This window comes from Exiguobacterium sp. SRB7LM, from assembly GCF_015712685.1.
Lineage (GTDB): Bacteria > Bacillota > Bacilli > Exiguobacteriales > Exiguobacteriaceae > Exiguobacterium > Exiguobacterium profundum.
This window is the reverse complement of record NZ_VWVR01000006.1, coordinates 514,254-538,354: the sequence shown is the minus strand read 5'-3', so window position 1 is coordinate 538,354 and position 24,101 is coordinate 514,254. Positions and strand designations below refer to the sequence as shown.

Here is a 24,101-nt window from a genome sequence, read left to right as displayed (position 1 = left end):
AATGATTTCTAAGAGAAACGAACCGTTTGGAGGGTTATTATCATGGCAAAATTTACAATCGTCGATAAAGATACATGTATTGCATGCGGAGCTTGCGGCGCGGCAGCACCAGATATTTACGATTATGATGATGAAGGTCTTGCGTTCAACTTAATGGATGACAACACAGGTACTGTTGAAATCCCAGATGAGTTATATGAAGACATGATGGATGCATTCGAGGGTTGTCCGACAGACTCGATCAAAGTAGCGGACGAGTCGTTCGACGGGGACGCTTTAAAATTCGAATAATCGTGAAAGACATATCGGTCCTCTGACCGATATGTCTTTTTTATGTTTCTCGCATGTAACCTAGTCTAATCATGACATCTCTAGGCAAGTATATCAAAAAAGGTTGTTTGGCTTAAGCACCAAACAACCTGGATGAAATGGACATATGTCCTATCTCGAATTAACGTTTCCCTTTAATATATGGGATACCGACCGACTTCGGCGCATCCGCACGACCAACGAGTCCAGCGAGAGCAAGAATCGTGAGCGCGTATGGCGCAATCAAGAGCAAGAGCTGCGGCACGTTGTTGATGACCGGTAAGTTGCTTCCGATAATCGAAAGGGCTTGAGCGAATCCAAAGAATAATCCGGCACCAAGCGCACCGAGCGGATTCCATTTACCGAAAATCATTGCGGCAATCGCCAAGAATCCTTGACCAACGATTGTCGTTCCACTGAAGTTCGTCGTGACCGTTACAGCATAAACCGCTCCGGCAAGACCACCAAACGCACCAGAGAGCATGACGCCCATGAAGCGCATTTTCGTGACGTTGATTCCCATCGTATCAGCGGCCATCGGATGTTCCCCTACCGAACGAAGACGAAGTCCAAACGGTGTCTTGAAGATGACGAACCAGACGACGAACGCCAAGGCGATTGCAACGAACGACGTGTACTGAACGTTAATAAAGAACATCTTTAACACGGGAATATCTGATAAAAAGGGTACATTTTCTTTTGCGATCCGGTACTCGATAAAGTCCGTCTGTCCTTTGTTGTAAAGAACACGCACGACGAAGATGGCGAGACCGATGGCGAGCATGTTGATGGCCACCCCGAGAACCGTCTGGTCCGCACGCCAAAGGATGGCAGGAACAGCCAAGAAGAGGGAGAACAATGCACCGACTACCATGGCAACAAGTAAGGCAATCCATGGACTAGAGGCTCCGACACCTAAATCAGTCAAGGTGAGCGTCGTGATGATTCCTGTCGCGGCACCGATGACCATGATTCCTTCAAGGGCGATGTTGACGACACCAGAACGTTCACTAAAGATTCCACCAAGTGCTGCGATAATGAGTGGAGTCGCATAGGCAAGCGCAACCGGAACGACGATATAAAGGACTTCTAAGAAGTTCATTTTTTCCCCACTCCTTTCTTACGATTTCCTTTAAGTTTCTCAATGACATAGTTAATCGCATATCCAGACGCTACAAAGATTACGATGGCTGCGATAATAACTTTGACGAGCTCTGACGGTACGTTCGCACCAAGTTGCATCGCCAATCCGCCGATGTTCAACCCTGCGAAGAGAATCGCTGCTAAAATGACTCCAATCGCGGTGTTCGCACCGAGTAGGGCGACGGCGATCCCGTCAAATCCGACACCGGTGAACGATGCTGAGAGGGTCATACTACCGAATGTTCCAAGACCCTCCATCGCACCTGCGAGACCAGCGAACATACCGGAGATGACGAACGACAGGACGATGTTACGGTTAACGCTCATCCCTGCGTACTGTGATGCATGTTTGTTGAATCCAACGGCACGTAACTCATAACCGAGTGTCGTACGTTGAAGGATGTAGTAGTACACGATTGCTGCAAGCACAGCGACAAGCACACCCCAGTGAAGACGTGAATACGTCGTCAACTCTTGGAGCCATGGCGAAGCAAGTGACGCTGAATCGTTGATTGACTCCGTACGCTCGTTCGTTACGCCGATGACGTTACGTAAAATCGCGTTTGTCGTGTATAAGGCAATATAGTTCATCATGATAGACGTAATGACTTCATGAACATAAAACTTCGCTTTCAAGAACCCAGGAACGAACGCCCAAATTGCTGCTGCAACCATTGCCGCTAGAAGTGCGAGCGGTAAATGGATAAACATCGGCAAGTCGAAGTTGATTCCTACATAGACGGCTGCGACCCACCCAATTAACACTTGTCCTTCTACCCCGATGTTGAATAGCCCTGTACGGAAGGCGAACGCAACCGCGAGACCTGAGAAAATAAGTGGGGCTGCAGCACGCAATGTTTCACCGACGGCATACGGACTACCAAACATGCCCTCAAATAACGAGATAAACCCTTGAACCGGGTCGTATCCACCAATCAACATGACGATAGCACCGACGAGTAGTCCTAAAATGATGGATAGGAATGGAATGAGAAGTTGGTTTAAACTTAATTTTTTCATTCTGTTTCGTCCCCTCTCTGACCGCCGGCCATCAAGAAGCCAAGCTCTTGCTCCGTCGTCTCTTTCGGATCACGAATCCCTACAATTTTTCCTTCGTAGAGAACAGCGATACGGTCGGATACGTGTAAAATCTCATCAAGTTCAAACGAAATGAGTAAGACGGCGCGTCCTTTTTCACGTTCTTTAATAAGCTGCTCGTGAATAAATTCAATCGCACCTACGTCGAGACCACGAGTCGGTTGAGCGGCGATGAGTAAATCTGGTGAGCGATCGACTTCACGTGCAATTATTGCTTTCTGTTGGTTCCCTCCCGAGAGGGCACGAGCTGGAACATCAATTGATGGAGTTCGGACGTCAAACTTCTCAATCAACGCCTTCGCCTTCTCAGCCACAGCTTTATAGTTCATGAGACCTCGTTTCGAGAACGGTTCTTTATAGTACGTTTGAAGTACCATGTTGTCACGAATCGAGTAGTCAAGAACAAGTCCGTGTTTATGACGATCTTGCGGGATGTGTCCGATCCCTGCCTCGGTCATCTTACGCGGTGTGTGTCCGGTGACATCTTTTCCGTTGAGCAACACTTTACCAGACTCCGGCTTTTTCAAACCTGAAATGGCTTCAATCAACTCCGTCTGACCATTCCCGTCAATCCCGGCAATTCCGAGTACTTCTCCAGCACGAATCTGTAAATCCAATCCTTCAACGACTTTCAAACCGCGACCATCTTTGACGACGAGGTTTTGAACGTCCAGAACGACTTGTTGTGGATCGGCTTTCGAATATTCTGCATCAAAGTTAACTTCGCGACCAACCATCATTTCAGCTAAACTGTCTTCATTTACCGTCTCGTCGACCTCGACCGTTCCAATGTAGCGTCCACGACGAATGACAGTACAGCGGTCCGCAACTTGCATGATTTCCTTCAGCTTGTGCGTAATCAAGATGATCGACTTACCTTCAGCAATCAGACGTTTCATAATTTGGATAAGTTCTTGAATCTCTTGTGGTGTCAACACTGCCGTCGGTTCATCAAAAATCAGAATATCTGCTCCACGATAGAGCGTCTTCAAGATTTCAACACGCTGTTGCATGCCGACTGAAATATCTTCAATCTTCGCATCCGGATCAATTCTAAGTCCGTATTGCTCCGAAATCTCCATGACCTTCTTACGAGCCGTGGCGCGATCGATTGTGATGCCACTCTTTGGCTCAAGACCAAGAATGATATTTTCAGTGACCGTGAATTTTTCAACCAACATAAAATGTTGATGGACCATTCCGATCCCAAGTTCGTTGGCGATGTTCGGATTTTCAATATTCACTTTCTTTCCGTGTACGCGAATCTCTCCGCCTTCAGGCTGATAGAGACCAAACAACACGTTCATGAGCGTCGATTTCCCGGCCCCGTTTTCTCCTAAAAGTGCATGGATTTCTCCTTTACGCAATTGGAGCGTGATATTGTCGTTCGCAACGAACGTACCGAACTCTTTTCGAATATTTAGCATTTCAATTACATATTCCAAGGAAGTTCACCCCTAACTTTAAGTAAAGGGAGACCACATGGGTCCCCCCTCAACTCAAACAAATTATTTTACGTTTTTCATGAACTCTTCGAACTCAGCGTCAGTTGCTGGTGCAACAACATCACCATCGATGATTTGTTGACGATACTCATCAACTTTAGTGAGCACGTCTGCAGCAACGTTTTCTTCAGAAGTTGGTGCGATTCCTACACCTTCATCTTTAAGTGAGAATTCAACCACTTCACCAGCTGGGAACTTACCGTCCATTGCCATTTTCGACACTTCGAGTGTCGCTGTATCTACACGTTTAACCATTGACGTAAGAGTAACGTTCTCTGGAAGACCTTCTTCGTACTGGTCACGGTCAACCCCGATTACCCAAACATCTTCACCGTTTTTCTTACGGTTTTTCGCTTCAGTGAATACCCCTACACCTGTACCACCAGCTGCGTGATAGATGATATCAGATCCTGATCCATACATACCTGACGCAATTGCAGTTCCTTTTTCAGCTGAGTTGAAGTCTTCAGCATATTTTACGTCGATTGTCGCATCAGGGTTTACAGCCATGACACCAGCTTTAAATCCATTTTCAAACTTCTTGATCAAGTCTGATTCTACTCCACCGATGAAACCAACTTTATCAGTCGTCGTTGTAAGACCAGCTACTACACCTACGAGGAATGAACCTTCTTGTTCCTTAAACGTGATTGAAGCAACGTTCGGTGCATCTACAACCGAGTCAACGATTGCAAAGTTGTTATCAGGGAATTGTTCTGCAACTTTTCCGATATCCTCTGCCATCAAGAAACCGATTCCGTAGATCAAATCAAATTGATCACGTGCCAATTGTTGCAAGTTAGGCTGATAGTCTGCTTGTTTTGCTGATTGAAGATATTTGTATCCTTCGTTTTCAGTTAAGCTATTTTCTTCACCAAACTTTTTCAAACCTTCCCAAGCTGATTGGTTGAATGACTTGTCATCAACACCACCAGTATCCGTGACCATTGCAACTTTGAAGTCGCTACCTTCTCCGCCTTCACCGTTTGAAGATGAGCCTTCGTTGTCATCTCCACCGCATGCTGCGAGTACTGTAGAGAGTGTGAGTCCTGCTGCTAAAGCTGAGAGAATCGTTTTCTTTTTGTTCATCATCGTCGTGTTTCCCCTTTCGGTTCATAACAATTTTTGTTGTCATGTTATCAGTAGTCTTTACACCGGTATAAGAAAGCGCTTTCACGCTATTCCCCAAAAATAACTCTTCCGTCCAGAAACTGCTCGTTTAAACTCGTTTACGTACGACATGGAAGTCGAATCGATCAGCACGGAAAAAGTTGGCCGAATCGAGTAATGGTAAATCACTCTCATCATAATGCAATTGTTTTAAAGCGAGTAACGGTTGGTCCGTCTGAAGTTGTGACGAGATTTCAGCGCTGACACTCGGTTCGATGTGCGTGATCGCATAAGCGACTCGACGTCCTACCTCTTTTTCGAGAGAATCAAACAAAGATTTCCCTTCAGTCAATGCCTCAGGATTCGAGACGAGATGGGCCGGCACTTTATCGACACAATACACAACCGGTGTGTCGTCCGCATATCGAATTCGTACAATTCGATAAATCGGTGAGTTCGGCTCAATCTTGAGACGCTCGGCTTCTCTCTCTGTTGCCAACACTTTCTCGGCCACCAATACTTTCGTTCCTGGTGTCATCTTTGCTCGTGTGATCATGTCAGTGACACTGAACAATTCCTCAATTCCTGACGTGAATGGCGGTTTAGAACTGATAAATGTTCCTACCCCATGCTTTCGCACGACAAATTTCTCATCTTCGAGAATCCGGAGCGCTTCGCGAAGTGTCGCTCGACTGACTCCAAGTTGCTTCGAAAGTTCAAATTCTGAAGGTAACTTCTCCCCTTCACGATAGACACCAGCGTCGATATCTTGCTTAATTTTCTCAATCACTCGAAGATAGAGCAATCGATGATCGAGCTTAATCGACATTGGCCTCACCACCTTTAATTTACTTACCAGTGCTCAGACATCTGACGTATGAATGTCCTTGCCAATATTAAGTATAGGGATTCGAGAATTAGAACGCAATAGTTTTTGTTCGGAATCAGGGAAATATTTTTTCGGAACATGCCGAACCGTACCTTTGAGTCCAATTTACTCATTTTCATCCCCATTGAAAAACTTTTGTAAAATGTAAACGTTATTAAAAAATGTAAGCGTTTCAGTAGTTTTTAAAAGTATGTACTAATTCAGTATATAGGACATATGTGCTATATTACATTTATATTATAGCGAACATCTAAGGATAGAGCGAATATTTCTATATCGTATAAATAGCATTAAAAAACGAACGATTATATATACTGATATATAATCGTTCGTTTTTTATTATTATTCTGTTTGCTCTTGAATGAGTACTTTCCTCGGTTTCGAACCTTCTGACGGACCGACATACCCCGCTTCCTCAAGTGAGTCAATCAAACGGGCGGCACGATTATACCCGATTCGGAATCTGCGTTGAATCATCGAAGTTGATGCCGTTTCTTGTGTCATGATGAATTGCACGACTTCTCCGAACAATGAATCATCCGAATCAATCGTCGTCACTTCCTCTTCTTTTGGCATCATCGCTTCCACATATTGCGCACGTTGTTGTGCGATGACATGATTGACGACCGTCTCGACTTCTTGATCGGAGACGAATGCACCTTGTACACGGACCGGCTTGTTCATTCCGTTTGCAAGCATCAACATGTCACCGCGTCCAAGCAACTTTTCCGCCCCGCCACCATCAAGGATGGTCCTTGAATCGGTTTGAGAAGAGACGGCAAAGGCGATGCGGGACGGAATGTTCGCCTTGATGACTCCTGTGATGACGTCGACAGATGGGCGCTGTGTCGCGAGGACCATATGAATACCTGCAGCCCGTGCCATTTGTGCAAGTCGCATGATGGCATCTTCGACGTCATTTGATGCCACCATCATCAAGTCCGCCAATTCATCGACGATTACGACGATGAACGGTAAACGTTTCGCATCCTCGTCATCCGACTGATCGACGAGTTCATTGTACCCTTCGATATTGCGAACTCCATATCGACTAAACAGTTCATACCGCCGTTCCATTTCTGCGACGACCTGCTTCAGTGCCTGGGCGGCTTTTTTCGGATCCGTGACGACCGGTGTCAACAGGTGTGGCACTCCGTTATAGACGTTCAACTCGACCATCTTCGGATCAATCATCATGAGTCGGACCTCATCCGGACGAGAACGCATCAAGAGTGACACGATCATGCCGTTGATACAGACAGATTTACCTGATCCTGTCGATCCTGCAACAAGCAAATGCGGCATTTTATTGAGAGAGATCCCAACCGTCTCGCCACTGATACTCCGACCGAGTGCGACGAGCAACTTCGAATCATCTTGTTTCACCGGCTCCGCTTCCAGTACTTCACGTAAGCATACCGGTGCGACCTCCTGGTTCGGCACTTCAATACCAATAGCGGCTTTACCCGGAATCGGAGCTTCAATCCGAATATCTTTTGCAGCGAGCGCCAATGCCAAATCATCACTTAATGAGGTGATGCGACTGACTTTCACACCGATATCCGGTTGTAATTCATATTTTGTGACGGTTGGACCAAGGTGAATCTTTAACACTTTGACACCGACCCCGAATGACTTAAGCGTCTTTACAAGTTTGGATGCATTTTCTTTCAATCGTGCATTCTCACCAGACAAATCCGTAATGACGGGCTCTTTCAAATTCGAGAATGGCGGAAGCTCGTATGTATCCGAGACCTCTTGGGCCGCAGTCATCATCATCTCCTCGGTCGTGATCGTGGAATCGACTTCCGAAGAATCCGTTCGAGGTTGATCTTCCGTCTCTCTTTTTTCTGCTACGACTTTCTCACTAAATCCGACGATTGGAATGTCTTGCATCGTGACCACGTCTGACTCTACTTCCGGGTCCGATTGCGCTTCCGTTAATTTTGGACGAGGTGAGGTCTTGCGCGTTCGTTTCGCCTCTTGCTGCTTCTCCACTTTCGGTCTGGCTCGCCATTCGTTTCTGACTGCTGTGACGGATTCCTGCATGCGATGAAAGAGTGTCCCCCAAATAGTCGGGGCATAAAACGAGACACCGACGAGGAAGCAGACGATCCCTAAAAAGACAATCCCGAAGTCTGAGAATAAATATTGGTTCAAGTTATAGAAAGTGGCATTGATGCCGCCCCTTGCCTCTCCCCAAAGTAAGTCCCCGAATAGTAAGAATGAGGCGAGCATTGCGAATAGTCCCGCTCGTCGCATCGGTTTCATCGGAGTGAGAAGAATCCATAACCACACAGCCATCATCAAGTAAGTGAGCGCACCCCATCCTCCAAAAAGATAGACGGATAAATCAGATAACTGTTTACCGATCCACCCTAAATCAAAAAAGGCAAATACGAATGCGACGATGGCGAGGACAAAGAAGCCCCACCCATATGTACGTGGCGCAATCGGTTGTTTTTTACGGTTCCTCGTATTTCGCGTCGCTGGGCGCTTTCGCTTTACGGGAGTCTTTCTTGTTTTTTGAGCCACATCAGTTCCTCCTAAAAAAAGAAGGCAAAAGTCAGATGACTTTTGCCTCACTCTCATTCCATTAAATCTCCATGATGATCGGCAAGATCATCGGACGACGTTTCGTCTGCTCGAATAAGAAGACGCTAAGTCGCTCGCGGATATTTGATTTCAATTCGGTCCAATCACTGCCAGCCTGCAGACTCTTTTCAATCTGTTTCGTGACAATACGGTTTGCCTCTGAAATCATTTCCTCCGATTCGCGCATGTACACGAAACCACGTGAGATGAGTTCAGGTCCTGAAATCAATTTCTTCTGTTTCCGATTCAACGTGACCACGCAGAGGACAACTCCATCTTGTGACAACAAACGACGGTCCCGTAAGACGATGTTTCCAACGTCCCCAACACCGATTCCGTCAATCAAGACGTTACCTGCAGGGACTTTTCGGCTCATGCGGGCTTTTCGACCTGTGAACTCAACGACGTCACCTTTTTCAACGATGAAGATGTTGTTCGGTTTGACACCCACTTGTTCTGCGAGTTTCGAGTGTGCCATCTGCATACGATATTCGCCGTGAATCGGTAAGAAGTACTTCGGTTTGACAAGGTTGAGCATCAACTTCAATTCTTCCGCTGAACCGTGTCCAGATACGTGGACTTTTCGCTGATTATAAATGACGTTCGCACCCGAACGGAACAATAAGTCAATCGTTTTAGAAACCGACTTCTCATTCCCTGGAATCGGTGTCGCCGCAATGACGACCGTGTCATTCAATCGAATGTTGACTTGTTTGTGGGCATTACGTGCCATGCGAGTCAACGCCGCCATCGGCTCCCCTTGCGAACCTGTCGTTAAAATGACGACCTTGTTATCCGGTAGACGGTTAACTTGGGACAACTCGACGAGAGTCTTCGCCTTGAAGCGCAAGTAGTTTAATTTTTGCGCAACTTCGACGATGTTGACCATACTACGACCGACGACCGCGACTTTACGATCATTCGCTTCTGCTGCTGCAAATACTTGTTGCAAGCGATGGACGTTCGAGGCGAATGATGCCACGATAACCCGACCTTCCGCTTGATAGATGACATCGTTCAATTCAGCTCCAACGATTGACTCTGAACCGGTTTGCCCCGGTCGCTCGGCGTTCGTCGAGTCGGAAAGAAGCGCAAGAACGCCACGTTGTCCGATTGCTGCTAATTTATTGAAGTCAGATTGTTTACCATCGACAGGCGTGTAATCAAACTTGAAGTCTCCGGTATGGACGATCGCACCTTGAGACGTTTGAATACATACGCCGACGCAGTCGGGAATCGAGTGATTGACGCGGAAAAACGTGATGAAATGATCAGCGATAGTCAATTTCGTTTTGGCATCAATCATGCGAAGGTCGACTTCTTTCAACAAACCGGCCTCTTTTAATTTCAATTCAATCAACCCGAGGGTCAATTTCGTCCCGTAAACTGGGACGTGTTTCAAGTCGCGTAAGACGTAGCTGAGTCCACCGATATGGTCTTCGTGACCATGGGTGATGAAAATCGCCCGTACACGATCTTTATTTTCTTTTAAGTATGTGATGTCTGGGATGACGATATCAATCCCGAGCATCTCATCGCCTGGAAACATTAGACCGGCATCGATGACGAAGATGTCGTCGTCTAGTTCCACGACGTACATGTTCTTCCCGATTTCGCCTACGCCTCCAAGCGCAAAGACGCTAATATTCTCTGTCTTCTTTTTTGACACTAACAAAAACCTCCTAAATGATTCATATTCTGTTTCGTCCCCTTATCGCTACTGAATATTGTAGCGGAAAACGGCTTCATTGCCAACATTTCCGTTTAATCTAATAGAGGTTTTAGTGCATCGGCAAGAGGTGCCGTCTCTTCTTTGTCAGGTCGTTTCCCTGCAACAAGTTGACGAATCGACAAACCGAAGTCCATCTGGAGGTGAGGGTAGTCCGGGAATGAGTTCCAGTCTCCGCCCCATTCAAACCCGAGCGCCTTCCCTAACTCCCCGAGTTCTTGCCAGTCAGGAATGTCATTCCGATTACGATCCGTATTCAGGTCATAGTCGGTCTTATTGTTATGGATGATGACGAAATCCACAGCAAGACCGTAGTTATGATAGCTCTGACCCGCCTTCGCATTGGTCACCACTTGCCCGGGTTCAGACCGTCCTTGCGCATACAGCGCATTCTGTTCCTTGGCAGAACGGTATCCAGAAGTGAGGCGTACTTCAAGGTCTAGACAAGAATGGGCTAATCGAATGAACGATTCTCCCCGATTGGCGACTAACGGATGCAACCGGTCAAAATCAATCTTCGACCTTGTCAAGATCGCATTTTCTTCCTCCACGTCCCGCACACACATATCCGCTTCAAACGTCGGTTCATCTACCCAAGGCACCGGTTCCGGTTGCATATAAAAGTAAGCGAGCGTAATGCCAATCAGAAAGGCGACCATTGCAAGAGATAACACGCCTGTCCACCTCATCTTCTTAACCGTTTACGCAGTCCTTTTAAGAGTGGCAATCCTTTTTCGAGAGCCATATACAAAGGACGATTCAAGACGAGGTCGAATTCCCCGACCTTTTCAATCATGTCGCTTCCCCATCCCGATTTGAATGCGTATAGACCAGCATACTCATCATCCGGGTCCGTACTTCCTGATACCCCGCCGAAATCGTATCGCTCGGCGCCACTCTCTTTGGCCGCCTGCATCATCGTCCACTGCATCAAGTGGTTCGGCATAAATTCACGGAATTCATTTGACGAGGCTCCGTATAAGTAATAAGAGCGCCGTCCTGCGAGTGTCAACAGACCACCTGATAAGACGAGCCCGTTCGGATAGGTCTGATCAAGTTCGACCAGCTCAGGGAGGGCTTGCTCCGCTTTCTGAATTTGTGCTTCCGTCTGTTCCTTGCGATTCAAAAGACTGTTACGCTTCTTCTCAATCGTTTCTTTCTCAAGACCCCGTTCAATCTTCGCCAACTCTTTCTTCGCTTTTTCTAGCGTTGCCTGTTGCTGTTCGAGTGCGATTTTCGGTTCGAGGGTTGTCAAGAAGAGACGGGCATCGTTCGGTTGCAGACAATCGTATAGGTTCTCAAAATAATCGAGCCCTCGCGTAGCGAATCCGTCACGTTCCCCTGTTACTTTCATCAAATCGGCGAACGTTTTGAGTCCGTCACGACCGACCTCCTTGCAAACAATTCCCTTTTTCTCCGCGAGGCGGACGTTGTAGCGGAACTTATGATGGAATTTCGCAAAAATATCTTTCTCACTCGGACGCAAATCCGTTTCCATGGTAAAACGAGGTTGGGCGTAATCAAATCCACCGCCATATCCCTTATGTTTAAACCCGATGGCAGCCATTTCGGTCAATAGCCCTGGCATCTCATCGCGATCAATGTTTGGATCGATTTTTACGACGATGGCTTTATGTGCCACCGCGACACGTCTCGCTTCTTTCACGAGCGCCTGCAGCGATGCCAAATCTTCGTAGTCCACGACAAATCCGCGTGGGGCATAACACAATGTGTATGGTAATTTTGGGACACGTTTAAACAAAAGTAAAGCGACACCGGACGTCACGCCGTCTCGCGCAACCGCGACACGTTCTGAAGTCCAGCCATTTTGGCGCTTCACATCTCCCCAACTCGAAAGTTGCAACAAATCTCCACGGTCGTGTGTTTTGACGAAGTCGTCATGTTCTTTTTCTGTCAACGTAATTGGTTGTACTGCCATAAATCATGCTTCCTCCGTATTCAAAATGGTCGCTCGTACAATCGCCTCTTCGTCGAGCGGCAATTTTTCATTTCCGATAATTTGGTACTTTTCGTGCCCTTTCCCTGCTAACACGATGATGTTGTCCGGTTTCGCTAAACGGGCCGCATAACGGACCGCTTCTTCTCGATCCCCGATTTCAACAAAGTTGTCATGGGTCATCCCGGCCGCAATCCCTTTTGTAATGGATTCATACGCTTCGAATCGTGGATCATCTGTCGTGATGATGACGGTACCGGCATAGGACGAAGCCATCTCGCCCATTGCCGGACGTTTTGTGACGTCACGGTTTCCACCTGTCCCAATCAAAAAGATAATCTTTTCTTTTGGTACGCCGACGAGCGACTTCAGACACTGTTCGATGCCATCCGGTGTATGGGCATAGTCCGCATATACGTTGTAACCTGGGACGTCTAAACGTTGCATCCGTCCCTTGGCCGGATGAATCATCTCAAGTGCTTTTGCAATTCGCTCAAGCGAGTAACCGGCAGCGAGAAGACAACCCGTCGCCAACAATAGATTGTACACGTTGAAACGACCGATGAACTGGACCGTTACCGGAAGTTTTGCGCCTTGGTAATTCAATGTAAAGCTGGTCTGAGACAACGTCTGTTCAATGTCCGTTGCCATCAAGTCTGCTTGCGCATCAATCCCATATGTTATTACTTTCGCACCGGTCATCGTCTCATAAAGAGGCGTTTGTGCATCGTCCGCGTTCAAGACGGCTACTTTCCCACGTGAGGCCATTTGACCGAGTTGAGCGAACAATAACCCTTTTGCACGTGCATAGTTTTCAAACGTCCCATGAAAATCTAGGTGATCGTGTGTCAAGTTCGTGAAGCCCACGATGTCAAAATCAGTTCCGATGACACGTCCGAGCTCAAGACCGTGTGAGGACACTTCCATCATCACGTCCGTCACGCCCTCATCACGCATTTGTGCCAACAACTGTTGAAGTTCTGAACTTTGAGGCGTCGTATTTTTACTTGGAACGATTTTATCGTTGATGCGTACTTCAACGGTCCCAATCAAACCGGTCGAATGACCGAGGACATCGAGGACGTCTCGTAAAATTGTCGTCGTCGTCGTTTTCCCATTTGTTCCCGTGATCCCGAACAGTCGCATCTGTTCAGATGGATACGCATAAAAGGCCGAAGCCAACAACCCGATTGAACGCGAGCTGTCACGCACAATCAAGTTTGGCACTGACAGGTCGAGCGGTCGTTCGCTAACGACTGCCACCGCGCCTCGCGCTACCGCTTGTGCCGCATATTCATGCCCATCGACCGTATAGCCTTTGATGGCGACAAACAGCGTTCCCGGCACAACTTCTCGCGAGTCCGTCGTCACATGCGTCACGACGATGCCTTCTAGATTTGGTTGATTAATTAGTTGTATCGTCTTCACTAAATCCGTTAAGTTCAAGTCTTTCCCTTCTTTCACCTGTATCCTATCCAAACTAAAGAATACCTCTTAATCAGTGTAGAGAACTTACAATTCGGTTTCAAGTCACGCTTCGTTTGGGAGGACATATGACTTCGCCGGGCGATGGTTCAACACCTCACGAATCAATGCATTGACCTCATCGCGTTCAATCCGTTCTACTTTCTCAATCACTTGTTCAATCGGCTCGACTTCGTCGAGCAATAGCAAGTTCCGTCCGTTCCGGTTCATGCGGGCACTCGAACTTTCATTCCCGAGGGCGATCGACCCTTTCAATTGTCGCTTGCCTTTGTCTACTTCCTCAGCAGTCAAACCTTCTGCGACAAGTCGCTTCATCTCTCTCTCAAGGATGACTTCGACTTGTTCTAACGTATCCGGTGACGTACCGACATAAATGGTAAACGTACCGTGATCGGAAAACGTCGTGTAGTAAGAGTAAATGGAATAAGCTAACCCTTCTTCTTCACGGATGGACTGGAATAAACGCGAAGACATCGTCGCGCCGATTGCGTTGTTCATCAATGCCAAGTGAGGCAAACGGTCATCCGTCGCGGGAATCGCTTCGTAGTTCCAGCAGAGGTGGGCTTGCTCCGTTTCCTTTTGTTTCGACAATGTGTCATGGAACAGTTCCGGTTGATTGATTTCTTTCGACGATTCCCTAGAAGGGATGTGAGCAAACCTACGTTTTACCGCCTCAATCAATTCTTCAGAAACATGACCTGCAATCGAGACGACAATTTGCTCGGCCGTATACTGTTCCTGTAAGTATTCGACGAGCTGGTCACGTGTCAATCGATTGACACTCTCCTCCGTCCCTAAAATAGGTTGAGCGAGGATATCGTCACGATACGCCGCAATGGCCAATAGTTCATGAACGAGATCTTCCGGCGTGTCCTCATACATTTTAATTTCTTCCACAACGACACGCTTTTCTTTTTCCAACTCCTGTGCATCGAGCACCGACTCAAACAGCATATCTGTCAGTACGTCGAGCGCCATGATCGCGTGTTCATCGAGCGTCTTCACATAAAAGCATGTATGGTCTTTCGAGGTGAATGCGTTGACGCTTCCACCGAGCTCATCGAAAAAGGAAGCAATCTCTTTTGCACTTTTTGATGCGGTGCCCTTGAACAGCATATGTTCAATCAAATGGCTGATGCCGATGTTCTCAAAAGTTTCTGTACGTGTTCCGGCTTTAATGAATACCCCGGTTGAGGTGCTGAGTGAACCATCGATTGGTTCGATGATGATTCGAACACCGTTCTCTAGTGTCATCCATTCCATATTCTCACTCCTATGAAAAAGGCCATCGCACCAAGACGATGGCCAGAATAATTAATTTGTCGAGCGCGGTGGACGACGGTCCCCGTCACGACGTGGCGGACGGCTTTCGCGAGGTGGACGGCTTTCACGTGCTGCCTTCCGTTTCGCTTCGTATGCCTCACGCTCTTCAGGAGACAATCCTTCTAAGATGAGCGCTTTTCGTGATGCGTTGACACGACCTTTGTCATCGATTTCAGTGACTTTGACTTGAATCGAATCGCCAAGCTTCACAACATCCTCGACGTTTGCGACACGCTCAAGGCTGAATTCGGATACGTGTACGAGTGCATCTTTCCCTTTGAATAACTCGACGAATGCGCCGAATTTCTCGATGCGACGTACGGTAGCATCGTATACTTCACCGACGACGACTTCACGGACAATGTCACCGATCATAGACATGGCAAGATCGATTCCTTCTTGGTCCGTCGAGGCGATGAAGACCGTACCATCTTGTTCGATGTCGATCTTGACGCCCGTTTGGTCGATGATGCTGTTGATCATCTTCCCACCTGGTCCGATGACGTCGCGGATTTTATCCGGATTGATTGTCATCGTCACAATCTTCGGTGCGTATTTCGACAATTGTGTACGTGGTGTATCCAACGTCTCAAGCATGTGGTCAAGAATGTGCAAACGACCGACACGTGCCTGTTCAAGCGCTTCTTCTAGAATTTCACGCGTGATTCCGGCAATCTTGATATCCATTTGAAGGGCAGTGATCCCGTCTTTCGTTCCAGCTACTTTGAAGTCCATATCCCCAAGGTGGTCTTCAAGTCCTTGAATATCTGTCAAGACCGTGTAATGCTCACCTTCCATGATAAGACCCATGGCAATCCCAGCGACTGGCGCTTTGATTGGCACACCTGCATCCATCAATGCGAGTGTCGACCCACAAATCGAAGCTTGTGAACTTGAACCGTTTGATTCGAGTACTTCTGAAACGAGACGAATCGTATACGGGAAGTCTGCTTCTTTCGGAATAATTGGAAGAAGTGCACGTTCACCGAGTGCCCCGTGACCGATTTCACGACGACCTGGTGCACGGACAGGACGTGCTTCACCGACTGAGAACGGCGGGAAGTTATAGTGGTGCATGAAGCGTTTGTTCTCTTCTAGACCGATTCCGTCGATGATTTGCGCATCACCGATGACACCGAGAGTCGCGACCGACATGACCTGTGTTTGACCACGTGTGAAGAGACCGACACCGTGTGCGCGTGGGAGTAATCCGACTTCTGACGCGAGCGGACGAATCACGTCTGGACGACGTCCGTCTGGGCGGACTTTTTCGACCGTGATCAAACGACGGACTTCATCTTTGACGAACTTGTTCAAAATCCCTGAAACTTCACCGAGTTTCGATGGCTCGTCAGCAAGACGTTCTTCATACATCGCAACATATTTCGCAATCACTTCGTTGATGGCTTCGTCACGAGCATGTTTCTCTTCCACTTGAACCGCTTCTACGATTTCAGGACGAGCTGCTTCGAGTTCAGCAGTAAGCGCCTCATCGTATTTCGAGACCGTATATTCGAATTTAGGTTTTCCGACGGCTTCTACGATTTCTTGTTGGAATGCGATCAAACGCTTGATTTCTTCATGTCCAAACAAGATCGACTCGAGCATGATGTCCTCAGGCACTTCGTTCGCACCTGCTTCAACCATGTTGATGGCTGTCGATGTCCCTGCAACTTGAAGTTCAAGGTCCGTTTTCTCCAACTGAGCCGTCGTCGGGTTGATGACGAATTCACCGTCCACACGTCCGACTGTCACGCCAGCGATTGGACCGTCAAACGGTACATCTGAAATCGAGAGCGCGATCGATGTTCCTAGCATACCCGCCATTTCAGCCGAGCAATCCGGGTCGTTTGACATGACGTAAATCATGACTTGAATGTCATGACGGAATCCGTCTGGGAAGAGCGGACGAATCGGGCGGTCGATGAGACGTGATGTCAAAATCGCGTTTTCACCCGGGCGACCTTCACGGCGAAGGAAACCACCTGGAATTTTACCGACCGAGTAAAGTTTCTCCTCATAGTTGACCGTCAATGGGAAGAAGTCTAAATCTTTTGGTGCTTTTGAAGCCGTCACTGTCGCAAGGACAACCGTATCTCCATAACGCACGAGTGCCGAGCCGTTTGCTTGCTTCGCAAGTTGGCCGACCTCTACAGACAGTGGGCGTCCGCCCCACTCTGTAGAGAATACTTGTTTCGTACCTAACATGTACATTCTCCTCTCAAACCTTATCTAGTTTATTATGTAACTCATTCCAACGAATGTCTAATCATTTTCCTTAAAAAAGAAGAAACGGACTAGGACGTTGTCCCAGCCCGTTAAACAGTCTCAATCGATTAACGACGGAGACCGAGGCGTTGAATCAATTCACGGTAACGTGTAACGTCCTTGTTACGAAGGTACGTAAGCAAGTTACGACGACGTCCAACCATTTTCAAGAGACCGCGACGTGAGTGGTGGTCTTTCTTGTGTGTACGAAGGTGGTCGTTCAATGTGTTGATTTGTTCAGTCAACACAGCCACTTGTACTTCCGGTGAACCTGTGTCACCTTGTTTTGTCGCGAATTCCGCGATAATTTCGTTTTTACGTTCTTTTGAGAGTGCCATTGCCTCTCCACCTCCATTTAATGAAAAATTGCCGCGTTGCCGAGCCGACGTTGGTGAATCGACCAGCCAAGCGAAGCGGTGTACTTTGCGTACTTGACAAGGATAGCGTACCCGCTCTTGAAAGTCAAGATAGGATTGAACGAGCTGCCACCTCATCTTCTTTTAGTTGAGCGACCAATGCATCCAACCCATCGAACGCGCGTTCATTCCGAATATATTGGATCCACTCGATTTCGATGACTTGTCCATATAAATCCTCGGAGAAGTCGAAGAGATGGCTCTCAACAGAGACCAATCCCGTCTCATAAAACGTCGGACGACGTCCAACATTCGTCATCGCGTGGAACATCCGTCCGTCCGGTAGCGTGACTCTAGTCGCGTATACGCCCAATCGTGGCATGACGTACGAAGCGTCCATCAACACGTTCGCAGTCGGGAAACCGATTGTACGCCCTCTCGCATCACCGTGAATGACTTCGCCACAGATCACGTATGGCGTACCGAGGAGTTCATGTGCGGCATCGACCTGTCCCTCTGCCAAGAGTTTACGGATGCGGGTAGATGACACTTTTTCCCCATCCATCGTCTGCTCTGTGACAACAGACGTCGTGAATTGGTCACGCGCATGGTACGGAAGTGTCTCCATCGTCCCTTCTCCAAACTTTCCATACGAGTAATCAAAACCAGCTGTCACGTGCACGGCTCCGGCACCGATCAAATAATCATCGACAAACTGTTGCGGGGACAAATTGGCCAATTCTTTTGTGAATGTCAAGACGAGGCAACGCTCTACCCCGAGCGCTTCGATGCGCTTCAGTTTCCGGGACAGCGGTGTAATATAGCGGACCGCATCCGGTTTATTGGAGAGTACTTGTTTCGGATGAGGATCGAACGTGACGACCGTCACCGGCAGGTTGTGCTCCGCTGCCACGCGTTTGGCATGATTGATTACAGCTTGATGCCCTTTATGAACACCGTCGAAGAAACCGAGTACCATAATGGACGGATACACGTCGGGTGTTTCTGGATAAGTGAGATGTCTTGTTTCCATACTGTCAAATTCCCCCTTAGTCGATAGCCAACATGACCTCGACTGTAGCGTCTGTCGTTCCTTCTTGTCTTCGATATAAAGCAAGAGGGATTCCTTCTTCATTATAGACAGTAAATAACTCAAATTCGAGCGAAACGCCGTTCAGCTTCCCGCCGTTGCGAATATAGCGTTCCCGATTCTTTGGAATGGTGATCATTGGCCAGCGTTTGATCACATCTTCGAGAGGAATGACATACGCCCTTCGCTCCTCGACCGTTTCAAGTGTTTGAAGCGTTCCGAGTGTTACCGCGGTCGCTTCATCAAACGTTCCTGAGCTCGTCCGTCTGAGTTCGCTCATATGGGCAGGGTAACCGAGTTTCTCCCCAATCTGAACGGCGAGCGTTCGAATATACGTCCCTTTCCCACAGTCGATTTCCATTCGGAATCGACAGACGCCCGCTTCGAATATCAATTCACTCGTCCGCTCCAGACGATGAATCTCGACCGTCCGCCGAGGTCGTTCGACGGTCTGCCCTTTCCGAGCATACTCGTACAACTTCTTCCCATTTACTTTGACCGCCGAGTAGTACGGCGGGATTTGTTCAATCATCCCTGTCAATTGGCACATCGCCTCGTCAATCTGGGTTGCATCCAAATCGTTCGGTGTGACTGACTTCTGCGCGACGACCTCGCCATGCGCGTCCTCGGTCATCGTGGCGGTACCAATCGTCACCTCGGCCACGTAACGCTTCCCTTCATCTGTGATAAAACGTGACAGCTTCGTGGCGCGCCCTAAACAGATGGGCAATACGCCTGTCACTTCCGGGTCAAGCGTACCCGTGTGACCGACCTTTTTCGTCTGGAACAATTTTCGTAATTTAAATACGCAGTCATGACTCGTCATGCCAGCATCTTTATCGAGTACGAGCACTCCGTTCGGTTCCAATTTCATCCCTCCATATAAAAAAAGGGAGAACGACGTCTCCCCTTTCAAATTATTGATCTTTGTTCAAATCACGAATCAACGAATCGATATGGCTACCATATGCGACTGAAGAATCATATTCAAACGAGATCTCTGGTGTTTTACGAAGACGGATGCGATTCCCGATTTCGCGACGGATAAACCCTTTCGCCTTATCGAGACCAGCTTGCGTTTCTGCTTTCACATCTTCCTCATCACCAAGCACCGTATAATAGACTGTTGCTTGCTGTAAGTCACCTGTCACATCAACGCTCGTAATCGTAGCGTTTTTTGTACGCGGGTCACTGACTTCCCGTAACAAGACATCTGTTATTTCTTTACGCATTTGCTCGGCAACACGTTGGGCACGAATTTTCATACGTGATCCCTCCTCACATTATTTACGTTCGACTTCTTTCATGACGAACGCTTCAATGACATCGTCTACTTTGATGTCATCAAATTTCTCTACTTTAATCCCACACTCATAACCAGTCGCAACTTCTTTCACGTCATCTTTGAAACGACGAAGCGTATCGAGTTTACCTTCGTAAATCACGATTCCGTTACGAATGACACGGACACCGGCGTCACGAGTGATCTTACCTTCTGTCACATAACAACCTGCAATCGCACCGACTTTCGAAACTTTGAAGACGTCACGGACTTCGACTTGACCTGTGATTTCTTCCACGAACTCTGGGTCAAGCATCCCTTTCATCGCGCTCTCGATTTCTTCGATTGCATTGTAGATGATGCGGTGGAGACGCATTTCAACGTTCTCTTGTTCCGCCATCGAACGTGCGTTTCCATCAGGACGGACGTTGAATCCGATGATGACAGCATTCGCAGCTGAAGCGAGGATGACGTCACCTTCCGTGATTGCACCGACACCTTGGTGAACGATGTTAACTTTGACGCCTTCGACATCAATCTTGCGGAGTGAACCAGCCAATGCTTCGGCTGACCCTTGAACGTCTGCTTTGATGATGACGTTCAAGTCTTTCACTTCACCTTCTTGAATGCGGCTGAACAAATCATCAAGACTTACTTTCGCCGACTCACGACGCTGTGACTCAAGGTAACGTTGGTAACGTTTTTCCCCGATTGCACGTGCCTTTTTCTCATCTTCGAAGACGATGAACTGGTCACCCGCTTGTGGAACGTCGTTCAAACCAGTGATTTCAATCGGTGTAGATGGTCCGACTTGTTTCACACGGCGACCGATATCGTTGACCATCGCACGGACACGACCGAACGTGCTACCGACGACGATTGAGTCTCCGATTCGAAGTGTACCGTGTTGAACGAGAAGTGTCGCGACCGGTCCACGTCCTTTGTCGAGTTTCGCCTCGATGACTGAACCACGAGCTGGCATGTCTGGTGTCGATTTATATTCTTCGACTTCAGAAACGAGGAGAATCATCTCGAGCAATTCATCGATCCCTTCGCCTTTGATGGCAGAAATCGGAACGAAGATTGTTTCGCCGCCCCACTCTTCAGGGATGAGACCGAACTCTGTCAACTCTTGTTTGACACGGTCAGGGTTTGCCCCTTCTTTGTCCATTTTGTTGACTGCCACGATGATTGGAACGTTCGCTGCCTTGGCGTGCGAGATTGCTTCCTCTGTCTGTGGCATGACGCCATCGTCAGCCGCAACGACGATGATCGCGATATCTGTCACTTCGGCACCGCGGGCGCGCATCGTTGTGAAGGCTGCGTGACCTGGTGTATCGAGGAATGTGATTTTCTTATCGTTGACTTCAACTTGGTAAGCACCGATGTGCTGCGTGATTCCGCCCGCTTCTCCTGCGACGACTTTCGTGTTACGAATCGAGTCAAGAAGTGTCGTTTTCCCGTGGTCGACGTGACCCATGATGGTAACGACAGCTGGACGTTCTTCAAGGTCATATTGTGAGAAGTCGATCTCAACTGTTTCAAAGTCTGTCTCATCGACAACAACTTCTTTTTCAACCTCAAAGCCGAATTCCGCAGCGAGTAATTCAACCGTTTCATCATCAAGCGTTTGGTTGATAGTTGCCATGACACCGAGACCCATCAACTTCATGATGATTTCATTTGGCTTTTTGTTCATTTTTGAAGCAAGGTCAGACACGCTGAGTACATCGTCATACTTGATGACGTTGCCCATCTCTGCCTCTTGCGCGAGACGTGCTGCTTTACGCTGACTTGTCTTCGAGTTTGGATCGGCTTCTTGTGGCACAGCCGCTTTTACCGGCTTGCCCTTGCCTTTCCCTTTTCCACGTTTTTTATTGCGTGGGTCGTTGTTTCGGTTGTCGTTACGATTTTGTCCACCGCGATTGTTTTGACCGCCACGGTTCTGTTGTCCCGCTTGTGGACGTGGCGATTGTGCTTCTTTTTTCTCTTGCTTCGGCTCATTCGATGTTGACGTCGCTTTCGCTTCCGCTTGTTTTTCAGCACGATATTTTTCAGGATTGAACACACGGTCCAATTGTTTTACCGTTTCCTCATCGAGGACGGCCATATGGTTTTTCACCGGTTTGTTCAATTTTTCTAATTGAGTAATGACTTGTTTACTCGTTACATTCTGTTCTTTTGCAAATTCATAGACGCGTTTTCCCAAAGCATCCACCTCCGTTAATAGTTAAGAGAGAAGTTGCTTAAGCTTGTTCGCAAATCCGGATTCTGTCACCGATACGACGACACGCATGTCTTTACCGAGTGCGGCCCCGATTGTATAGCGATCGCTCACTTCAATCAATGGCACTTGATAAGACGCACATTTGTCAGTGACTCGTTTTTTCGTCGAGGCACCTGCATCTCCGGCTAGAATGACGAGCTTGGCACGACCCGCTCGTACATCCTTTAATACAAACTCTTCTCCCATCGTTACTTTCCTCGCTCGAGCAGCAAGGCCTAACAATGATTCCCACTGGCTCATGATTCGCCACCTGCGACAGCTTTCAACTGTTCATACAAGTCGTCGCTCGTCTTTACTTTCAAGTGATGGTCGAGCGTCCGTTTTTTCTCTGCTTGACGGACGACTTCGATATCTTTTGATAAGTATGCGCCACGACCGTTCACTTTACCCGTCTGATCGATGACCACGTCACCTTCAGGCGTCCGAACGACACGAATCAATTCTTTTTTCGGGAGCATTTCTTGTGTGACCACACACTTACGCAAAGGAAGTTTCTTTTGCTTCATGGTCATTCCTCTTCTTTCACCGCAGTCGTTTCAACTGTAGCATCTGATAAGTCTTGTTCTACTTCATTTTGAACAATTTCTGGTTCTGATTCAACTTTTTCAGCGAACGTATCGAACAAATCAAGTGCTTCGGCATCCGTTTCACTCTTGATATCGATTTTCCATCCTGTCAATTTCGCAGCGAGACGGGCGTTTTGACCACGTTTCCCGATTGCGAGTGACAATTGATAGTCAGGTACGACGACTGTCGTCGATTTTGCTGGCTCGTTGACATATACCGCAACGACCTGAGCCGGGCTGAGTGCGTTACGAACGAACTCTTTCGGGTCTTCAGACCAACGGACGATATCAATTTTCTCGCCGTTCAATTCGTCGACGATCGTTTGAACACGTTGTCCTTTCGGTCCGACACATGCGCCGACTGGGTCGACGATATCCGAATGTACAGCGATTTTCGAACGGTCACCCGCTTCGCGTGATACTGACATCACGTCAACTGTTCCGTTTGAAATCTCTGGAACTTCGAGTTCGAACAAACGGCGCAAAAGTCCCGGATGCGTACGCGAAACTTGAATCGCTGCACCTGAACCTTTCGTCGTTGAATCTACTTTTGTTACGTATACTTTGATGCGGTCATGAATTTGGTATGACTCGTTCGGCATCTGTTCATTCGGTGTCAATACAGCTTCAATGTTGTTTTCGAGACCGATATAAAGGTTGCGTGGGTCAAAACGCTCCACGATCCCTGTCATGATTTCATCTTCTTTGTCAGCGAAGTGGTTGTAGATGCGTTCGCGTTCCGCTTCACGCATCTTCTGTGTGACGACTTGTTTTGCCGTCATCGCTGCGACACGTCCGAAATCACTCGGTGTCACTTCTTCTTTATGGAAATCGCCAAGCTCATAGTTCGGATCGATTTCATGTGCTTCTTCGAGTGAGAGCTGTTGGTCCGGTTGCGTGAGGCGCTCTACGACTTCTAACAAAGCGTAGACACGGATATCCCCCGTCACCTGATCAAACTCGACTTTCACGTGCTCGTTCGGGTTCGCCACGTTGCGGCGATACGCAGAAATGAGCGCTTGTTCGAGTGCATCGATAATGATATTTTTGTCGATTCCTTTTTCTTTGGCAATCTGATCGATTGTAGTGAGTAATTGTGGACCCATCTT

General features: G+C 47.9%; 21 protein-coding genes. 1 reads left to right on the top strand and 20 read right to left on the bottom strand.

The features are described 5' to 3' along the window. Window positions 1–42 precede the first annotated feature (42 nt). On the top strand, window positions 43–291 hold the full coding sequence (locus F3H97_RS03525) for a ferredoxin (RefSeq protein ID WP_015881446.1): 249 nt from the start codon (window positions 43–45) through the stop codon (window positions 289–291). A 160-nt stretch (window positions 292–451) separates the two neighbouring features. Here the strand turns inward: F3H97_RS03525 and F3H97_RS03520 are convergent, their stop codons facing one another. The 20 genes from F3H97_RS03520 to nusA form a co-directional block, all read right to left on the bottom strand. After that, window positions 452–1,411, bottom strand: a complete 960-nt coding sequence (locus F3H97_RS03520) for an ABC transporter permease (RefSeq protein ID WP_015881445.1) — start codon at window positions 1,409–1,411, stop codon at window positions 452–454. Beyond that, entirely contained in the window at window positions 1,408–2,472 is a 1,065-nt protein-coding gene (locus tag F3H97_RS03515) for an ABC transporter permease (RefSeq protein ID WP_196430559.1), read from the bottom strand. The genes F3H97_RS03520 and F3H97_RS03515 overlap by 4 nt, the downstream gene beginning before the upstream one ends. Continuing rightward, a complete protein-coding gene (locus F3H97_RS03510; RefSeq protein ID WP_196430558.1) occupies window positions 2,469–3,995 on the bottom strand; it encodes an ABC transporter ATP-binding protein in 1,527 nt (508 codons plus the stop codon). The genes F3H97_RS03515 and F3H97_RS03510 overlap by 4 nt, the downstream gene beginning before the upstream one ends. 63 nt (window positions 3,996–4,058) lie before the next feature. Continuing rightward, window positions 4,059–5,144, bottom strand: coding sequence for a BMP family lipoprotein (locus tag F3H97_RS03505; RefSeq protein ID WP_159563633.1), 1,086 nt, complete (start codon window positions 5,142–5,144; stop codon window positions 4,059–4,061). A gap of 130 nt (window positions 5,145–5,274) precedes the next feature. After that, complete coding sequence (locus F3H97_RS03500; RefSeq protein WP_078146731.1) at window positions 5,275–5,994, bottom strand: GntR family transcriptional regulator; 720 nt, start codon at window positions 5,992–5,994, stop codon at window positions 5,275–5,277. 402 nt (window positions 5,995–6,396) lie between these two features. After that, window positions 6,397–8,589 (bottom strand): FtsK/SpoIIIE family DNA translocase, encoded by a 2,193-nt coding sequence (locus tag F3H97_RS03495; protein ID WP_196430557.1) that lies wholly within the window; start codon window positions 8,587–8,589, stop codon window positions 6,397–6,399. Between the two features lie 61 nt (window positions 8,590–8,650). Continuing rightward, window positions 8,651–10,318 (bottom strand): ribonuclease J, encoded by a 1,668-nt coding sequence (locus tag F3H97_RS03490; RefSeq protein ID WP_015881439.1) that lies wholly within the window; start codon window positions 10,316–10,318, stop codon window positions 8,651–8,653. A 95-nt stretch (window positions 10,319–10,413) separates the two neighbouring features. Continuing rightward, entirely contained in the window at window positions 10,414–11,052 is a 639-nt protein-coding gene (locus F3H97_RS03485) for a M15 family metallopeptidase (RefSeq protein WP_236548915.1), read from the bottom strand. A gap of 11 nt (window positions 11,053–11,063) precedes the next feature. Further along, the gene (locus F3H97_RS03480) at window positions 11,064–12,317 is read right to left on the bottom strand and encodes a lipid II:glycine glycyltransferase FemX (RefSeq protein ID WP_196430556.1); all 1,254 of its coding nucleotides are present in this window, start codon (window positions 12,315–12,317) and stop codon (window positions 11,064–11,066) included. Between the two features lie 3 nt (window positions 12,318–12,320). Continuing rightward, entirely contained in the window at window positions 12,321–13,814 is a 1,494-nt protein-coding gene (locus F3H97_RS03475) for a UDP-N-acetylmuramoyl-L-alanyl-D-glutamate--2,6-diaminopimelate ligase (RefSeq protein WP_230872800.1), read from the bottom strand. A 51-nt stretch (window positions 13,815–13,865) separates the two neighbouring features. Continuing rightward, window positions 13,866–15,083, bottom strand: a complete 1,218-nt coding sequence (locus F3H97_RS03470) for a M16 family metallopeptidase (protein WP_196430555.1) — start codon at window positions 15,081–15,083, stop codon at window positions 13,866–13,868. Between the two features lie 51 nt (window positions 15,084–15,134). Beyond that, window positions 15,135–17,351 (bottom strand): polyribonucleotide nucleotidyltransferase, encoded by a 2,217-nt coding sequence (gene pnp / locus F3H97_RS03465; protein WP_074037212.1) that lies wholly within the window; start codon window positions 17,349–17,351, stop codon window positions 15,135–15,137. Window positions 17,352–17,479: 128 nt separating this feature from the next. Further along, window positions 17,480–17,749: a 30S ribosomal protein S15 gene (gene rpsO, locus F3H97_RS03460; protein WP_074037213.1), complete on the bottom strand. Its 270-nt coding sequence runs from the start codon at window positions 17,747–17,749 to the stop codon at window positions 17,480–17,482. 124 nt (window positions 17,750–17,873) lie between these two features. After that, the gene (locus tag F3H97_RS03455; protein WP_196430554.1) at window positions 17,874–18,800 is read right to left on the bottom strand and encodes a bifunctional riboflavin kinase/FAD synthetase; all 927 of its coding nucleotides are present in this window, start codon (window positions 18,798–18,800) and stop codon (window positions 17,874–17,876) included. A gap of 16 nt (window positions 18,801–18,816) precedes the next feature. Beyond that, the gene (gene truB, locus F3H97_RS03450) at window positions 18,817–19,731 is read right to left on the bottom strand and encodes a tRNA pseudouridine(55) synthase TruB (protein WP_230872799.1); all 915 of its coding nucleotides are present in this window, start codon (window positions 19,729–19,731) and stop codon (window positions 18,817–18,819) included. Window positions 19,732–19,774: 43 nt separating this feature from the next. Next, the gene (gene rbfA, locus F3H97_RS03445; protein WP_015881430.1) at window positions 19,775–20,122 is read right to left on the bottom strand and encodes a 30S ribosome-binding factor RbfA; all 348 of its coding nucleotides are present in this window, start codon (window positions 20,120–20,122) and stop codon (window positions 19,775–19,777) included. Between the two features lie 18 nt (window positions 20,123–20,140). Then, window positions 20,141–22,348: a translation initiation factor IF-2 gene (gene infB / locus F3H97_RS03440; protein ID WP_074037217.1), complete on the bottom strand. Its 2,208-nt coding sequence runs from the start codon at window positions 22,346–22,348 to the stop codon at window positions 20,141–20,143. Between the two features lie 21 nt (window positions 22,349–22,369). Beyond that, window positions 22,370–22,666: a YlxQ family RNA-binding protein gene (locus tag F3H97_RS03435; protein WP_015881428.1), complete on the bottom strand. Its 297-nt coding sequence runs from the start codon at window positions 22,664–22,666 to the stop codon at window positions 22,370–22,372. After that, a complete protein-coding gene (gene rnpM, locus F3H97_RS03430; RefSeq protein WP_193343251.1) occupies window positions 22,663–22,938 on the bottom strand; it encodes an RNase P modulator RnpM in 276 nt (91 codons plus the stop codon). The genes F3H97_RS03435 and rnpM overlap by 4 nt, the downstream gene beginning before the upstream one ends. Continuing rightward, window positions 22,935–24,098 carry a transcription termination factor NusA gene (gene nusA / locus F3H97_RS03425; protein WP_074037219.1) on the bottom strand — a complete coding sequence of 388 codons (1,164 nt, stop codon included), beginning with the start codon at window positions 24,096–24,098 and terminating at the stop codon, window positions 22,935–22,937. The genes rnpM and nusA overlap by 4 nt, the downstream gene beginning before the upstream one ends. Window positions 24,099–24,101 lie beyond the last annotated feature (3 nt).

Bases quoted from the DNA above. Each gene is read 5' to 3' on its own strand.
- F3H97_RS03525 (WP_015881446.1), top strand. From the start codon at position 43: ATGGCAAAATTTACAATCGTCGATAAAGATACATGTATTGCATGCGGA.
- F3H97_RS03520 (WP_015881445.1), bottom strand. From the start codon at position 1,411: ATGAACTTCTTAGAAGTCCTTTATATCGTCGTTCCGGTTGCGCTTGCC.
- F3H97_RS03515 (WP_196430559.1), bottom strand. From the start codon at position 2,472: ATGAAAAAATTAAGTTTAAACCAACTTCTCATTCCATTCCTATCCATC.
- F3H97_RS03505 (WP_159563633.1), bottom strand. From the start codon at position 5,144: ATGAACAAAAAGAAAACGATTCTCTCAGCTTTAGCAGCAGGACTCACA.
- F3H97_RS03500 (WP_078146731.1), bottom strand. From the start codon at position 5,994: ATGTCGATTAAGCTCGATCATCGATTGCTCTATCTTCGAGTGATTGAG.
- F3H97_RS03480 (WP_196430556.1), bottom strand. From the start codon at position 12,317: ATGGCAGTACAACCAATTACGTTGACAGAAAAAGAACATGACGACTTC.
- F3H97_RS03470 (WP_196430555.1), bottom strand. From the start codon at position 15,083: ATGGAATGGATGACACTAGAGAACGGTGTTCGAATCATCATCGAACCA.
- pnp (WP_074037212.1), bottom strand. From the start codon at position 17,351: ATGTTAGGTACGAAACAAGTATTCTCTACAGAGTGGGGCGGACGCCCA.
- rpsO (WP_074037213.1), bottom strand. From the start codon at position 17,749: ATGGCACTCTCAAAAGAACGTAAAAACGAAATTATCGCGGAATTCGCG.
- F3H97_RS03455 (WP_196430554.1), bottom strand. From the start codon at position 18,800: ATGGAAACAAGACATCTCACTTATCCAGAAACACCCGACGTGTATCCG.
- truB (WP_230872799.1), bottom strand. From the start codon at position 19,731: ATGAAATTGGAACCGAACGGAGTGCTCGTACTCGATAAAGATGCTGGC.
- rbfA (WP_015881430.1), bottom strand. From the start codon at position 20,122: ATGAAAATTCGTGCCCAACGTGTTGCCGAGCAAATGCGTAAAGAAATA.
- F3H97_RS03435 (WP_015881428.1), bottom strand. From the start codon at position 22,666: ATGAGCCAGTGGGAATCATTGTTAGGCCTTGCTGCTCGAGCGAGGAAA.
- rnpM (WP_193343251.1), bottom strand. From the start codon at position 22,938: ATGACCATGAAGCAAAAGAAACTTCCTTTGCGTAAGTGTGTGGTCACA.
- nusA (WP_074037219.1), bottom strand. From the start codon at position 24,098: ATGGGTCCACAATTACTCACTACAATCGATCAGATTGCCAAAGAAAAA.